Source organism: Chloroherpetonaceae bacterium (assembly GCA_025056565.1).
Classification (GTDB): Bacteria; Bacteroidota; Chlorobiia; order Chlorobiales; family Thermochlorobacteraceae; genus Thermochlorobacter.
The window spans coordinates 1-922 of the sequence record JANWWA010000042.1 but is presented as its reverse complement, the minus strand read 5'-3'; the positions used below and the strand labels follow the sequence as shown (position 1 = coordinate 922).

General features: G+C 59.1%; 1 protein-coding gene. It reads right to left on the bottom strand.

Going from position 1 to position 922, the window contains the following annotated elements; translation table 11 throughout:
* Positions 1-922: Ig domain-containing protein (locus tag NZM05_12570; GenBank protein MCS7014448.1), on the bottom strand; the 922-nt coding region annotated here is incomplete at both ends.

Below are 922 nucleotides of genomic sequence, written 5' to 3'. Positions count from 1 at the left end.
CATTAAATAGCCCTGACCCGTTGTAAGTGAAGTTGCTTTCCGTTCCGTCCAAAAACATTCGCAACGCCCCCGACACAGTGTTGTCCCCTGTCTGCCGAAACCCCATCACCCGAAACGACGCCGTGTTGTCGTTCCCAATCGATGTCGCTGGCTCATAATACGCATCGCCTGGCCCAGAGCGCCACATGCCTAATCCCACCTGAGACTGCCCGCGCCCAAACGGATAGAACCGCTGCGACGAAAACATCGGCTGCCAAGTGCCACCGACCGCCGTCTGCCGCCCCACGATGAACAGCGTTCCCACCACATCCGTCAGGTTCGTCGTCAGCACCAGCGCATCGCGCAACGCTGTGCTGGCATTTGCGCCATCAAAACGCAAGGTCGGGCGACCATTGACGGCATTGGCAATGAAGGTAGGTCGTCTGTCGGCTGTGGGGGCAGTGGCATTGTTGGTGTTGCCCGATTGGTCTTGCCAAGTTTGCACGGGGTCGTTGTCTTGGGCAGGGTTGTTGCTAGGATTCAGCGCTCCCGCATCTGCCCGCAACCACAACCGGTTCGTTCCAGGACGACCCACGCCTCCTGGACCTGTCGTCCCAATCCCAACCTCAGGACCCACCGTCAGCGTCACTGTCGTCTCCACAAACCCCTGACTGTTCGTCGCCCGAACCGTCAAGTTATATGTCCCTACTGGCGTCTGCGTCGCAAACGAGGTAATCACCCCCGTCGTCGCATTAATCGCCACCCCCGCTGGCACCGTGCCTTGAAGCGAAAAACTCACCGTCGCCCCGCCATCATCCACCGACGGCACAGCCGATTGCGCCGTCTCGTCAACCCCCTTTGAAATCGTATTCGGGTTATAGACCAAATTGCTCGGCGCGCTGGGCGTGTTGCTGAACCGTCCCAACGTGATGTAATCCCCATC